Consider the following 13672-nt stretch of genomic DNA (forward strand, 5'->3'; position numbering starts at 1 on the left):
TCCCAAAGGGAGAGGGAGCAGACCGGCTCAAACCTGGCCGGGCTGGGCGGATTGCAGCGCGGCAATACGCTCTTCAATCGGCGGGTGCGTCGCAAACAGCTTGCCCATGCTGCCGGTGATGCCCATGGCCTCGACGGTTTTGGGCAACTGGCCGGGCACCATGCCGCCCAGCCGGGCCAGCGCGTTGATCATGGGCTGCCTGCGCCCCATCAGCTGCGCGGCACCGGCGTCGGCGCGGAACTCGCGGTGGCGCGAGAACCAGGCGACCACGATGGCGGCGGCAAAACCAAGCACGATGTCGAGCACGATGGTGCTGACGTAATAACCGATGCCGGGGCCGGAGTTGCTGTCGCTGCCCTTGCGCAGAAAGCTGTCCACCGCGTAACCGATGACGCGGCTGAGGAACACCACAAAGGTGTTCATCACACCCTGGATCAGCGTCATGGTGACCATGTCGCCGTTGGCCACGTGGGCGATTTCATGGCCGAGCACGGCTTCGATCTCTTCACGCGTCATGCCCTGCAGCAGGCCAGTGGAGACGGCGACCAGCGCCGAGTTCTTGAAAGCACCCGTGGCAAAGGCGTTGGGCGCACCTTCGAAAATGCCGACCTCGGGCATGCCGATGCCGGCCGTGGTGGCCAGCTTGCGCACGGTCTCGACGATCCAGGCTTCGTCGGCGTTTTGCGGCTCGTTGATCACGCGCACGCCCGAACTCCACTTGGCCACGGGCTTGCTGATCAGCAACGAGATGATCGCGCCACCAAAACCGATGACCGCGGCAAAGCCCAGCAGCATGCCCAGGTTCAGCCCTTGCGGCGTGAGGTAGCGATTGACGCCCAGCAGGCTGGCGACAATGCCCAGCACCACCACAACGGCGAGGTTGGTCATGACAAATAGAAAAATACGCTTCATGGATGCTCCGTAGAGGTCGGTAAAAACAAGTGCCGCAAAAAAAGGGACTGTTGCAGGCAAATGGGGAGGGTTCAGCCCAAATCAAGCGCCGGATTTTTTACTGGGTGTTGTTTACCGGCGCGGGCGGAATACGAAAGAGTCATCATAAAAGGAAAAGTTCTCGTTATCCGGCCACCAGCCCGGCACACCGAGCACCGGCAAGGGCACAAACGGCTTGGCAGCCAGTTTGTCCGCGCTCAGGTCGGCGGCCACCCAGGCGTCCAGGTCCGCTATGGAATTCATAGCTGGCTGCGCCCGGTAGATATGGGCTGTGATCGGTTTTCGTGGGTAAACCAGCTTTTCCAGCAAGGCATGGCCAAACAGCACCAGCTGCGCCTGCTGCCACAGCGGGCGCAAGTCGACAAACAGGCGCTGCCAGTCCCGCGCGGCGAGCGCGTCCCACAGCGGTGGCGGTGCCGACAGGAAGGCCGCGTTTTCGTCGAACACCGTCAGCGCGTCACGCACCGGCCCGCGCAGCGGCGCCACACCGGCCGCGGCGATTTCTGCGGCCTGCAGCTGGTTGAGTTTTTTCTTGGTCAGCGGAAAACGCATCCAGCACAGCCCGTTGAAGAAGTCGTGCAGGTTGTCGCGCGTCGGAACGGTGCCGGTCTCAAAAATGAACTGCTCGTAGGCCTGGCCGGGCGGCAAGGCAGATTGCGGCACAAAACGCCGCGGCGCGCCGGGCTCCCGGTTCAGCGCCTCGTGGAAAGTCGCGCCGCCTTCAATGGCCAGAGCCACCCGCTCGCCGGGTTCACGCCAGGCGGACAGCCAGGGGCGGCTCCAGTCCACCGGCCAGGCCGCAACTGGCGCGTCAGCGCTCATCCGTTCCTGGCAGACGGCCGCGACAGTCTTTTGTCGCGCACCATCACCGTGGACTTGCCTTCGTCGACGATGTCGAACAGCTGCGAGGCCACCAGCAGCTTGGTCAGCGTGGCGTAGCCGTAGTTGCGGTGGTCGAACGAGGCCTGGTTGGCGATCTGCGTGCCGACCGCACCGACACGCGCCCAACCCTCGTCGTCGGCGGCGGCCTGCACCGCGTTGCGCAGCAGCATGACGAGTTTGGCGTCCTGCTTGAGCTGCGCCGGTGTGGCGCGCAAGGGCGCGGTGGCCACGGCTTCGGCGTCTTCCCGGCCGCCCGCAGGCGCATCGGCTGCGGCAATGGGGCGCAGCTTGTCGAGGTAGAGAAAACGCGAGCACGCGTTGACAAAGGGCTCCGGCGTTTTCTGCGCGCCAAAGCCGTACACGGCTGCACCCTTGGCGCGCAGGTGCATGACCAGCGGGGTGAAGTCGGCGTCGGACGAGACAATGCCGAAGGCGTCGGGCCGGTCGGTGTACAGCAGCTCCAGCGCGTCGATCACCATCGCCATGTCGCTGGCGTTTTTGCCCTTGGTGTAATCGAACTGCTGCATGGGACGGATCGCGTGTTCGTGCAGTGCTTCTTCCCAGCCCTTGAGCTCGCTTTTTTTCCAGTTGCCGTAGGCGCGCCGGATATTCGTCTCGCCGAAGGTCGACAGTTCGTTGAGGATCAGGTCGATCTTGGAGGCCGGCGAATTGTCGGCATCAATCAGCAGCGCAACGCGCGGTTTGCTTTCCATCAGGGCCTCACATCGGTGATCAGTCTCCAGGCCAGCGACTCGCCGGACCGCAGCGGTTTGAGCTCGGCTTCGCCAAAGGCAAAACTCTCAGGCGGCATCCAGCTTTCCTTCTTCAGCGTGATCGTGCCCTGGTTGCGCGGCAGGCCGTAGAAGTCCGCCCCGTTGAAGCTGGCGAAGGCTTCGAGCTTGTCCATGGCGCCCACGGCATCAAAGGCTTCGGCATACAACTCCATCGCCGCGTGGGCGGTGTAACAACCGGCACAGCCTGTGGCGTGTTCCTTCAGATGCGCCGGGTGCGGCGCGCTGTCGGTGCCGAGGAAAAAGCGCGGATTTCCGCCGGTAGCGGCTTCCACCAGGGCAACGCGATGGGTTTCACGTTTGAGCACCGGCAGGCAGTAATAATGCGGGCGGATGCCGCCGGTGAAGATGGCGTTGCGGTTGTACAGCAGGTGATGCGCGGTGAGTGTGGCGCCTAGAAAGCGGCCTGCGTCGCGCACATAATGCGCGGCCTCCTTCGTCGTGATGTGCTCGAACACAATCTTCAGCTCGGGGAAGTCGCGACGCAACGGAATCAGCTGGGTGTCGATGAACACCGCCTCGCGGTCGAACAGGTCGATTTCGGGTGAGGTCACCTCGCCATGCACCAGCAGCAACAGGCCTTCGCGCTGCATGGCCTCCAGCGTCTTGTACGTCTTGCGCAGGTCGGTCACGCCGGCGTCGCTGTTGGTGGTGGCGCCAGCCGGGTACAGCTTGAGCGCGACCACACCGGCGTCCCGGGCGCGTTTGATTTCGTCGGGGGGCAGGTTGTCGGTCAGGTACAGCGTCATCAGCGGCTCGAAGGCCACACCCGCCGGCACGGCGGCCTGGATGCGATCGCGGTAGGCCATGGCCTGCGCGGCCGTGGTGACCGGCGGACGCAGGTTGGGCATGATGATGGCGCGGCCAAACTGCGCCGCGGTGTGCGGCACCACGGTGCGCAAGGCATCGCCGTCGCGCACATGCAGGTGCCAGTCGTCGGGGCGGGTGATGGTTATTTGAGTCATGGCCCCATTGTCCCAAATCTCAGAGCCCCGTCCCAGTACCGATCCCCGTACCCGGCGCGTAGCGAGCGGGATGCAGGGCAAGGCGCGGGTGTCAGGTCACCGGAACGTACTGCGGGTACGTGAGGATGGCCTGATCGAGACCCGCAACGACGCGGTGCGCCCGCGCAGTAGCGCCTAATGCTGCAGGATCTTGTTGAGGAAATCCCGCGTGCGCTCCTGACGGTTCTCCGGGTGGCTGAAGAATTCGTCTTTCGAGCAGTCCTCGAGGATCTTGCCGCCCACGTCCATGAAAATCACGCGGCTGCCGACCTTGCGGGCAAAACCCATCTCGTGCGTGACCACCATCATGGTCATGCCCTCGACGGCCAGGCCCATCATGCAATCGAGCACCTCGCCGACCATTTCGGGGTCTAGCGCCGAGGTCGGCTCGTCGAACAGCATGGCAATCGGGTCCATGCTCAGCGCACGGGCAATCGCCACGCGCTGCTGCTGGCCGCCCGAGAGCTGGCCGGGAAACTTGTCCTTGTGCGCCATCAGGCCCACGCGGTCCAGGTATTTCAGGCCGTGCGTTTTGGCCTCGTCGGGCTTGCGGCCCAGCACCTTGATCTGGGCCAGGGTCAGGTTTTCGGTCACGCTCAGGTGCGGGAACAGCTCGAAGTTCTGGAACACCATGCCGACGCGCGAGCGCAGCTTGGGCAGGTCGGTCTTGGGGTCGTGCACGGCCTGGCCATCGACGTAAATCTCGCCCTTCTGGAAAGGCTCGAGCGCGTTGATGACCTTGATCAGCGTCGATTTGCCCGAGCCGGACGGGCCGCAGACCACAACCACCTCGCCTTTTTCGATCTTTGTGCTGCAGTTGTTGAGCACCTGCACGGCGCCATACCATTTGGAAACTTCTTTGAGTTCGATCATCTTGTATCTCCGGAGAGCTTGGGCAGGTGTTGCCGAAAGGGGTTAGCGAATGATGGCGATCTTGTTCTGCAGCTTCTTGACGATGTACGACAAGCCAAAACAGATCACAAAATAGACCACGGCAGCGAGCAGATAGGCCTCTTCGGGCCGGCCGTAAATCTTGCCGGCGGTGGTCAGGCCCTTGAGCAGGTCGTAGGCGCCGATGGCGTACACCAGCGAGGTATCCTGGAACAGGATGATGGTCTGCGTCAGCAAAATCGGCACCATGTTGCGGAAGGCCTGCGGCAGCACGATCAGGCGCATGTTCTGGGCGTAGGTCATGCCCAGCGCCCTGCCCGCGTTGACCTGGCCGCGCGAGATCGACTGGATGCCGGCGCGCATGATCTCGCTGAAGTAAGCGGCCTCAAATGCGATGAAGGTGATGATGGCCGAAATCTCGGAACGGTTATTGGCACCGCCCGGAATCATGTCGAAAAATGCGGCAGGCATCAGCAGGTAAAACCACAGGATCACCATGACCAGTGGCACCGAACGCATGCCATTGACGTAAAAAGTCGCGGGCAGGGTCAGGACCTTCACCCCGGACAGCCGCATCAAGGCCAGCAGGGTGCCCAGGAGGATGCCGCCTATGGTCGCGATCACCGTCAGTTCGACGCTGAAAATCAGGCCCTTCATGACGAACTTGGAAATGATGTCCCAGCTCAGAAAGCTCCAGTCAAGACCGAACATGTCAGTGCCCCCCACCGGTGCTGCCGGCCACGATGTAGCCCGGAATCTGGACCTTCTTCTCGACAAAAGCCATGACGCGATTGACCGCGAAGGCTGATACGGCATAGAGCACGGTGACAGCCAGGTAAACCTCCACGCCGCGCGAGGTTTCTTCCTGGGCCTGCATGGCGAACATGGTCAGCTCGGCAATCGACACCGCAAAGGCGACAGAAGAGTTCTTGAGCAGGTTCATCGACTCGCTGGTCAGCGGCGGGATGATGATGCGCAGCGCCATCGGCAGGATCACATAACGGTAGGTCTGGGCTGTCGTGAAACCCATGGCCATGCCGGCATAACGCTGGCCACGCGGCAGGGCCTGCACGCCGGCGCGGACCTGCTCGGCAATCCGTGCAGAGGTAAAAAAGCCCAGGGCAAACACGACCAGCAAAAAGCTCGGTACCTGCTGCATGAAAGGAAACATCTTGGGAACGACGAAATACCAGATGAAGATCTGCACCAGCAAAGGCACGTTGCGAAAGACCTCGACCCAGACATTGGCCAGCCGCACCAGCCAGGGGCTGTTGGGCAGCGTGCGCAACGTGCCCATCAGGCCGCCGGCCAGCATGGCCACCACCCAGGAACAGCCCGCCACCGCCAGGGTCCAGCCCCAGGCGTCGAACATCCATTCCAGATACGTCCGGCCGCTGCCGTCGTCATTCAGAAAAACCTGCCAATCCCAATTCATGTTCTCTCCCGCCAGGAATTTTTCAATCTATCCACCGGCAGCCGGCGCTGCATCGCGTTCGCCAAGGCTGCCGCCAAACAACAAACCCCGCCAGCAAAATCACAGACGGGGTTTGAGGTTCAGCTCAAGCCAGGATTACTTCTTGGCGTAGTCTTCCATGGGCTTGTCGTTGGGGTTGGCCCAGGCAGCCTTGGTGCTTTCGCTGACAGGCAGGCCGACACGGCTGTTCTTGGGCGGAATCGGCTGCATGAACCATTTGTCCCAGAGCTTGGCGATGTCGCCGGACTTGATCAGGTCCTTGATGGTGTCTTCGCCGATTTTCTTCAGGGCGGCATCGTCCTTGCGAACCATGATGGCAATCGGCTCGACGCTCAGCACTTCACCGACGATCTTGAAATCGGCCGGGTTCTTGGCAGTGGCAATGTTGCCGGCCAGGATGGATCCGTCCATCACGAAGGCGTCGGCACGGCCGGACTCGAGCAGCAAAAAGCTGTCAGAGTGGTCCTTGCCAAAAACTTCCTTGAAGTCGACACCGCTGGCTCGCTCGTTCTTGCGCAGGGTCTGCACCGAGGTTGTGCCGGTGGTGGTGGCCACGTTTTTGCCATTGAGCTGGACAATCGAGGTGATGCCGGAGTTGGCTTTCACGGCGATGCGGACTTCCTCGACGAAAGTCGTCGGCAGGAAAGCCACGTCTTTCTGGCGCGTTGCGTTGTTGGTGGTCGAGCCGCACTCGATGTCCACCGTGCCGTTTTGCACCAGCGGAATGCGGTTCTGCGAGGTCACTGGCAGGTATTTGATCTCGAGCTTGCGGCCGGCGGCCTTTTCGAGGTTGGCGATCACGCGCTGGCAGATTTCAACGTGGTAACCGGCGTACTTGCCGTCACCCAGGGTGTAAGACAGGGCGCCCGAAGAATCGCGAACACCCATGGTGACGACGCCGGAAGCCTTGACTTTGGCGACGGTGTCGCTGGCCTGGGCAAATGCGCCGCTGGATGCAAGCAATGCGACGGTTAATGCGGCTAGTTTGAGTTTCATGGAGAGTTTCCTTCGGGTTAAATGAAAAGGTTGGTGAATGCCATTCTAAGGAGGGGGTACCGGGGCGAACCCCAAGGTTTACCCCAGCCATGGAAACGGCACCGGGTGGACTGACAGTCCTGGAAAGGGGGCAACGCAGGGGGAGCTGGCAACACCGGGGGAAAATCCTAAAGGTCCGAGAGGTCCGAGAGGTCCGAGAGGTCCGAGAGGTCCCAAAGGGTGAAAGCCGTCAGCGGATCAAACAAAAAAACAGTCCCCAAGATAGTGCGTGCGTTGATTCGATGGAACACGGATGTCCTGACAAGCAGTCTTTGTGCCAACCCGCTGACCGGCCTTCGCAGGCCTCTCCAGAGGGCACGCCAACCCCGCCTTGGCAGAACGTGACGGACTGTAAATTTACGGTTCGTGAAAAGCCAATGCTGTTTGGGTGCGGCATTATGCATATTATTTATAACCACTAAGGGTTGCTACCAAGGCGCGGTTTGCCGGGCGTCTTCGGCTGGGCCTGGCTTTCGAGGTAATGCCACAGGGCCTGCGCCGGGCTTTTGGCCGCGGCCTTGCCGGTCGGCCGCTCACGGTAGACGCGCAGGTCCATGGTCATTTCCAGTCCCTCGCCGGCACTGACCAGTTTTTTGGCCCGCAGTTCCTTCTTGACGGCGCTGAAGGGCAAAAACGCAATGCCGTGGCCTTCCAGCGCCATGGCCTTGAGGCCCTCGGCCATGTCGGTCTCGTACACCCGGTCCAGGTGGATGGCGGTACTCGACTGCTTGAGGATCAGGTCAACCATGTGCCCCAGGTAAGCCCCGGGGGCATAACCCAGGTAAGGCAGGGGCTGGCCGGCCCGCCCCGGCAAGCGGAACAGGGGCGTGCCGTCGGCCTGGGCTTTCACGAAAGGCGCCAGCACTTCCTGCCCCAGGCTGATCATCTCGTAACGGTCGGCATCGAGCTGGAAAGGCTGCGAGTCGTGGTAGTAGGCAATCAGCAGGTCGCAGCTGCCCTCGACCAGGCGCAGCACCGCGTCATGCACGTTGAGCGCAATCAGCCGGCTCTTGATGGGGCCGAATTTTTCGCGCAGGCTGCTGACCCAGGCCGGGAAAAAGGTGAAGGCCAGGGAATGCGGCACGGCGAATTCGATGACGTCATGCGCGGCCGAATTGTGGCCGCGCAGCATGGCGCGCGTCGACTGCAGGCCCTGCAGCATCTCCAGCGACTGGCTGTACAGCGTTTCGCCGGCAGGGGTCAGGCGCGTGGGGTAGGAGCTCCGGTCCACCAGGTCGGTGCCGGCCCAGGCTTCCAGCGCCTGGATGCGGCGTGAAAACGCCGGTTGGGTCACGTGGCGCAGCGTGGCCGAGCGGCTGAAGCTGCGGGTTTCAGCGAGACTGACGAAATCTTCCAGCCATTTGGTTTCCATCCAGGCGATTATTGCCGAGGCAGCTTACGCAACGAAGATGCGGCCGGGCCGACCCGGGACAAGTCAGCACCAGCGCCATGCCGCACGAGGGACGCTGATCCGCCAGCCCCCCCGACCAAGGGCCGGAAAGCCTGCCTGTCGCCCGCCCGACGGAGAGACCTGGTCACTTGTGTCGGGGAAAACCAAGTCGCTGACCGAAATCCCCGCAAGCGCGAGCTATGCAGCAGAAGCCGGTTTGACCGCTGCCCCCACCAGCATTTCACAGGGGCCGATAAAGCCATCAGGGCCTTCGAATTTTTGCAACTCACTCTCGATTTCACGCCAGGTGTCAGCGCGCTCGGCTTCGGACAGCGTGGACATCATCTGGTGCAGCGCACCGAAGGATTCGCGCTCGAAGCGAACACACTCGGCCGCCGACGGCAGACGCACCGGGGCCTGTATTTTTTCCACCACCACTTGCCGGAAACCCGCCCGCTCAAGCGTAGCCGCCAGCACACCATCGGCGCCCAGCGAGAACGGGCCGGGCTGTCCCGGCAGGGGCGGCGGCAAACTGGCACGCCGGCGGATGATGGAAACCGGGATGGAGAAGAACGCGTTTTTCTCAGGCGTCGAATACACGATGGCCCCCATACGCCCGCCCGGCTTCAGCACGTGCTTCATGCCCCTCAGGGCCTTCTGCTGGTCCGGGAAATAGATCAATCCGACACGGGAAATCACGGCATCGAAACTCTCCGCCGGCAGGATGTCCAGCGCCTCGCCGTCGAGTTCACGGGTCGTGACATTCGGCAATCCGGCCTGGCGAGCCGCTGCGGCGGCGTACGCCAGAATCGCTGGCGAAATGTCTGTTGCGAGCACATGCCCGGACGGGCCGGCGCGCTGCGCAGCCGCCAGCGTCTGCTCGCCCGCGCCGGCCGCCACGTCCAGCACGCGGCTACCGGCCCGGACAGCGGTCAAATCCAGCATCCGCCCGGTTGCCTGGCCCAGCCATTGGCCGAGAAAGGGGCCCCAGTCGTGCCAGGCAGGCGCGGCATTTTCCCACTGCGCCCGCGTCGTGGCCTTGAATTTTTCCGGATCAAAGACAGCCTGAGTGTTCATGAGAAATCTCCTGTTGGGTTATGGTGTTGCCAACCCCTGCAGCACCTGTACCCAGACTACCCATGCCAGCCCGTCGGGGCTAGTCCAGAATCTGGACTGCATTCTGACTCGGACGACGCACCACGGTCTCCTGTTCGGCTTCCTCCTCGATAGACATCGGCGTCAACATACGGCGCCGCAGTCCAAAGTGGAAGACATCCGGCCGGGCATAGTGGCCAGCCACATCCAGGTTCCAGCGCGAGCCCGTGATGGCGACCGGATCAATGTCAGCGTACAAAATGCCCTCCTCGCGCGGCAATGGCCCGGCAATGAGTTCCCCTGAAGGCGCGGCGACCGCCGAATCACCGTTCTTGATCCAGTCCCGCCCGGCAACCAGCCCCGCCAGTCCGTGGGCTTTCGGGACATGGTCCACATGCAACACCAACGACGCGGAAGCCACGTAGACACGGCCCTCTTTCGCGATGTGCCGCACAGAGCACAAAGCTGTCTCACCTTCGTCATAGGTCGGAGACAGCAGCACGTCCATGCCCTGCGCATACAGTGCATAGCGCGCCAGGGGCATGTAGTTCTCCCAGCAGATGAGCATGCCGAACCGGCCCAGAGGCGTACTGACTGGCGAAAGCGTGCTCCCGTCGCCCTGGGCCCAGACCAGGCGCTCCGGGCCGGTCGGCACCAGCTTGCGGTGCTTCGCGACAATTTCACCATCCGGCCCCATCAGCACGACGGTGTTGAACAGGCTGGTGCCGCTGGCTTCGGCATTGCGTTCATTCACCCCCAATGCCACGAAGACCCCGGCTGCACGCGCGGCCTCCTGCACGGGCGCCAGTTCGGGCCCGGGCAAGCTGACAGACTGTTCAACCAGTCTTGCGTGCAGCTCAGCCAGACGCGCATGTTCGCGCGGCGCCAGGAACCACACCCAGAATGGATAGGTCGGCACATATGCCTCCGGGAACACCACCAGTTTCGCGCCCTCCCGCGCTGCCCTGGCGATGTAGGCGGCGGCTTTTTCCAGCGCCGCCGCTCGATCAAGCACCACCGGTGCAGCCTGCACGACAGCCAATTTAAATGTGTTCATGCCGGCCTCCCTCCTGATCACAACGAACCGGCAACCGGACCGCTCCGAAAAAATCTCTTGCTTCGTCACCCTTTGCTTTACCCATGGTTCACCTCCATCAATTGACAGAAAAAAACCTGCTGCGGTGATGCACGCCATCGGGCTCGCCAAAATCCGTCGTTTCCATGACCTCTCCGCAAAAACCGCGCCTGAATCGAACCATTGCTGCGGCTCGTGCATAGCCCCGGACAAAAAAACCAGCCGGGTCATCGGCGCCCGAAAGAATGCCCCTCCACCAGCGTATCGCCTGATGCGTCGCCGTCCAGTCCAGAATCTGGACGGCCCACCGACGCAGGCGTAGACTGTCCCGATGATCGATTACGGCCAGTTCTGCACGGTCGCGCGCGGTGCCGAGATATTCGGGGAGCGCTGGACGCCGCTGGTCGTGCGCGAGCTACTCTGCGGCAGCACGCGCTTCAACGACATCCACCGGGGCGTTCCGCGCATGTCCACCACGCTGCTGGCGCAGCGACTGCGCAAGCTGGAGGAAGCTGGTGTCGTGCAGAGGACACAGGCCGGCGCCGTCCGGGAATACCGGCTCACACAGGCAGGCGAGGAGTTGCGACCCATCATTCTGCAAATCGGCCACTGGGGCGCAAGCTGGATTGGCAGCCGGCTGAGGAATGACCAGCTTGATGCGGGTTTCCTGATGTGGGACATACGCCGCTTTGCGCGGGTTGATCAGTTTCCCTCCGGACGCCGCGTGGTGATTCGTTTCCATTTTCGCGACGCGCGCGACCGCGAGCGGCGCTGGTGGCTGGTGGTCGAACACGGCGAAGCGGATCTTTGCCGCGATGACCCCGGCCATGAACTGACACTGACCGTGGAGTCCACCGTGCGCGCGCTGACGGAGGTATGGACCGGAGACAGCGACCCGGGAACGGAACTCTCCACCGGACGCATCCGCGTGATCGGCGCCGAGTGCGACACCCTCAAGCTGTGGCGCTGGCTCGGTCAAAGTGTGTTCGCACCGACCCGCATCACCGCCGGTGGCAAATGATCATCCCGGATCGTTCAAGACGGCGGGATGCTTTCCGGGGAGCACGCGACAGATCCACCGCAAACAAGGGCGAGTTCGTCCCGAGCTTCCATCAGAAGCGGGGATACGGCATGCCCACTACTTCTCTAACCGCTCGTTGCTCTGCTGCTGCAATGCCCACATCTGCGCGTAGCGGCCGCCGCGGACCAGCAGATCATTGTGGTTGCCGCGCTCGATGATCTGCCCGGCCTCCATCACCAGGATTTCATGGGCATCAACCACGGTGGACAGCCGGTGTGCCACCACCAGCGTGGTCTTGTTTTCGGCGATGCTGCGCAGCTCGGCCTGGATGGCGCGTTCGTTGGCCGAGTCCAGCGCCGAGGTGGCCTCATCGAAAATCATGATGGGCGGGTTTTTCAGCAAGGTGCGGGCAATCGCCACACGCTGCTTCTCGCCGCCCGAGAGTTTCAGGCCGCGCTCGCCAACCATGGTGGCGTAACCGGCGGGAGTGGAGGCAATGAAGTCGTGGATGCGGGCCGCGCGCGCGGCTACTTCCACCTGGGCGCGGCTGGCACCGGGCTGGCCGTAGGCGATGTTGTATTCCACCGTGTCGTTGAACAGCACGGTGTCCTGCGGCACGATGCCGATCGCCTGGCGCAGGCTGGACTGCGTCACCTCGCGGATGTCCTGGCCGGCGATGGTGATGCAGCCTCCAGCCACCGCAGGGCTGCCCGGAATGCCCACGTCGTAAAAGCGAAACAGCAGGCGCGCCAGGGTGGACTTGCCGGCGCCCGACGAACCGACCACGGCCACCGTCTTGCCCGGCGGTATCACGAAGCTGATGTTGTGCAGGATGGGCCGGGAGGGCTCGTAGGCAAAACTGACGTTTTCAAACCGGACAGCGGAGTCCAGCGCCGGGGAGCCCTCACCCCTGCCCTCTCCCAGCAGGAGAGGGGGAAAGACCAAAGGCGGCGCGCCGAGCTGGTCGGCGATCTCGCGCTCGCGCTCCATCAGGTTGAACATCTTGGACAGGTCGGTCAGGCTTTGCTTGATCTCGCGGTACAGCACGCCGAGGAAGCCCAGCGGAATGTAGAGCTGGATCATGAAGGCGTTGACCATGACCAGGTCGCCCAGCGTCATGCGGCCGTCCACCACGCCCTGGGTCGCGCGCCAGAGCATGGCCACCAGGCCGGTCGCGATGATCAGCTGCTGGCCGGTGTTGAGCAGGCTCAGCGTGGTCTGGCTCTTGACGGCAGCGGCGCGGTAACGCTTGAGGTTTTCGTCGTAGCGCTGCGCCTCGAACTCCTCGTTGTTGAAGTACTTGACGGTTTCGTAGTTGAGCAGCGAGTCGATCGCGCGGCTGTGCGCCGAGGAGTCGAGTTCGTTCATCTCCTTGCGGAACTTGGTGCGCCATTCGGTCACCGTCACGGTGAAGGTGATGTAGAACACCAGCGCAATGATGGTGATGCCGGCAAACCAGACGTCGAACTTGACCGCCAGCAGGGTCAGCACCAGCGTGACTTCGATCAGCGTCGGGATGATGCTGTACAGCGAATACGAGATCAGCGAATGCACGCCGCGGGTGCCGCGTTCGATGTCGCGCGTCATGCCGCCGGTCTGGCGTTCCAGGTGAAAACGCAGGCTCAGCGCATGCAGGTGGCGGAACACTTCCAGCGAAATGCGCCGCGCGGCGCCCTCGGTGGCCTTGGCAAACACCAGCTCGCGCAGCTCGGTGAACAGCGAGGTTGACAGCCTGAGCAGCCCGTAGCCGACCAGCAAGGCGGCCGGGACGATGAGCACGGCCTGCACATCGCCCGGCTTGAAGCTCATCGCGTCGACCAGGTTTTTAAGCAGCAGCGGCACGCCGACGTTGGCGAGTTTGGCGCCCACCATGAAGGCCAGCGCGGCCATCACGCGCCATTTGTAGTCCCAGAGGTAGGGAAACAGGCGCTGCAGGGTCGCCCAGTCGGAGCGGTTCAACGCAGGTTTGGGAGGCGCGCCCGGGGTGGGCGGCGTTTCGGCGGCGGGGGCATAGGAGCGCATCGGAGACAATTGTCCTGTTGTTTAATTTTTCAATACCGATT

General features: G+C 62.8%; 14 protein-coding genes. 2 read left to right on the forward strand and 12 right to left on the reverse strand.

The features are described 5' to 3' along the window. Window positions 1-27 precede the first annotated feature (27 nt). From htpX to PSV40_RS14505, 11 genes are all read right to left on the reverse strand, one after another. Window positions 28-912, reverse strand: a complete 885-nt coding sequence (gene htpX, locus PSV40_RS14455) for a protease HtpX (protein ID WP_300538918.1) — start codon at window positions 910-912, stop codon at window positions 28-30. Window positions 913-1023: 111 nt separating this feature from the next. Next, entirely contained in the window at window positions 1024-1773 is a 750-nt protein-coding gene (locus PSV40_RS14460) for a DUF3025 domain-containing protein (protein ID WP_300538921.1), read from the reverse strand. Further along, window positions 1770-2546 carry an NYN domain-containing protein gene (locus tag PSV40_RS14465; RefSeq protein WP_300538923.1) on the reverse strand — a complete coding sequence of 259 codons (777 nt, stop codon included), beginning with the start codon at window positions 2544-2546 and terminating at the stop codon, window positions 1770-1772. The genes PSV40_RS14460 and PSV40_RS14465 overlap by 4 nt, the downstream gene beginning before the upstream one ends. Then, complete coding sequence (gene pyrC, locus PSV40_RS14470) at window positions 2546-3589, reverse strand: dihydroorotase (RefSeq protein WP_300538925.1); 1044 nt, start codon at window positions 3587-3589, stop codon at window positions 2546-2548. Before pyrC ends, PSV40_RS14465 begins: the two co-directional genes overlap by 1 nt. A gap of 174 nt (window positions 3590-3763) precedes the next feature. Beyond that, the gene (locus tag PSV40_RS14475) at window positions 3764-4501 is read right to left on the reverse strand and encodes an amino acid ABC transporter ATP-binding protein (RefSeq protein WP_300538926.1); all 738 of its coding nucleotides are present in this window, start codon (window positions 4499-4501) and stop codon (window positions 3764-3766) included. 42 nt (window positions 4502-4543) lie between these two features. After that, the gene (locus PSV40_RS14480) at window positions 4544-5230 is read right to left on the reverse strand and encodes an amino acid ABC transporter permease (RefSeq protein ID WP_300538928.1); all 687 of its coding nucleotides are present in this window, start codon (window positions 5228-5230) and stop codon (window positions 4544-4546) included. 1 nt (window position 5231) lies between these two features. Beyond that, the gene (locus PSV40_RS14485) at window positions 5232-5954 is read right to left on the reverse strand and encodes an amino acid ABC transporter permease (RefSeq protein WP_096697507.1); all 723 of its coding nucleotides are present in this window, start codon (window positions 5952-5954) and stop codon (window positions 5232-5234) included. 135 nt (window positions 5955-6089) lie between these two features. After that, window positions 6090-6989, reverse strand: coding sequence for an amino acid ABC transporter substrate-binding protein (locus PSV40_RS14490; RefSeq protein ID WP_300538931.1), 900 nt, complete (start codon window positions 6987-6989; stop codon window positions 6090-6092). A 457-nt stretch (window positions 6990-7446) separates the two neighbouring features. Next, window positions 7447-8400 carry a LysR family transcriptional regulator gene (locus tag PSV40_RS14495; protein WP_300538934.1) on the reverse strand — a complete coding sequence of 318 codons (954 nt, stop codon included), beginning with the start codon at window positions 8398-8400 and terminating at the stop codon, window positions 7447-7449. A gap of 216 nt (window positions 8401-8616) precedes the next feature. Further along, on the reverse strand, window positions 8617-9495 hold the full coding sequence (locus PSV40_RS14500) for a methyltransferase domain-containing protein (protein WP_300538937.1): 879 nt from the start codon (window positions 9493-9495) through the stop codon (window positions 8617-8619). Window positions 9496-9574: 79 nt separating this feature from the next. Continuing rightward, window positions 9575-10570 carry a carbon-nitrogen hydrolase family protein gene (locus PSV40_RS14505; RefSeq protein WP_300538940.1) on the reverse strand — a complete coding sequence of 332 codons (996 nt, stop codon included), beginning with the start codon at window positions 10568-10570 and terminating at the stop codon, window positions 9575-9577. Between PSV40_RS14505 and PSV40_RS14510 the strand changes: the two genes are divergently transcribed. Both PSV40_RS14510 and PSV40_RS14515 read left to right on the forward strand, forming a co-directional pair. Then, window positions 10569-10910: a hypothetical protein gene (locus PSV40_RS14510; RefSeq protein ID WP_300538943.1), complete on the forward strand. Its 342-nt coding sequence runs from the start codon at window positions 10569-10571 to the stop codon at window positions 10908-10910. The genes PSV40_RS14505 and PSV40_RS14510 overlap by 2 nt on opposite strands. A 9-nt stretch (window positions 10911-10919) precedes the next feature. Next, the gene (locus PSV40_RS14515) at window positions 10920-11609 is read left to right on the forward strand and encodes a helix-turn-helix domain-containing protein (RefSeq protein WP_300538945.1); all 690 of its coding nucleotides are present in this window, start codon (window positions 10920-10922) and stop codon (window positions 11607-11609) included. Window positions 11610-11726: 117 nt separating this feature from the next. On the opposite strand, the gene PSV40_RS14520 is transcribed toward PSV40_RS14515, so the two are convergent. Further along, window positions 11727-13631 (reverse strand): ABC transporter ATP-binding protein/permease, encoded by a 1905-nt coding sequence (locus tag PSV40_RS14520; RefSeq protein ID WP_300538948.1) that lies wholly within the window; start codon window positions 13629-13631, stop codon window positions 11727-11729. Between the last annotated feature and the right edge of the window lie 41 nt (window positions 13632-13672).

The organism is Polaromonas sp. (genome assembly GCF_029945925.1).
Classification (GTDB): domain Bacteria; phylum Pseudomonadota; class Gammaproteobacteria; order Burkholderiales; family Burkholderiaceae_C; genus Polaromonas.